Origin of the sequence: Pseudoalteromonas sp. S3260, assembly GCF_005886925.1 — a bacterium.
In the GTDB taxonomy this organism is placed as follows: domain Bacteria; phylum Pseudomonadota; class Gammaproteobacteria; order Enterobacterales; family Alteromonadaceae; genus Pseudoalteromonas; species Pseudoalteromonas tetraodonis.
This window is the reverse complement of the sequence record NZ_PNCV01000221.1, coordinates 1-229: the sequence shown is the minus strand read 5'-3', so window position 1 is coordinate 229 and position 229 is coordinate 1. Positions and strand designations below refer to the sequence as shown.

General features: G+C 48.5%; 1 pseudogene. It reads right to left on the bottom strand.

Annotated elements, in window-relative coordinates:
- Positions 1 to 229: pseudogene (locus CWC14_RS19240) on the bottom strand (DUF5610 domain-containing protein); the annotation flags it as partial.

Here is a 229-nt window from a genome sequence, read left to right as displayed (position 1 = left end):
CATTTTGCAGCCCTAAGTCACCGGCCTGCTTGTATGCCTCTTTCAGCGACTCATTGAAAGGTTGCAGCTCTTTGGCAACTTCCTTACCTGGAGCCGTGCGCTCATACTCTCTTATTGCAGCACGAGTTTTAGTTTGTGTCAGATCCATAGAGAAGGCGACTAGCTCTGGGTTATCCAGCTGCAACTCACTGGCTTTATTGAACGCCTCATCATATTGGCCGCTAAAGAA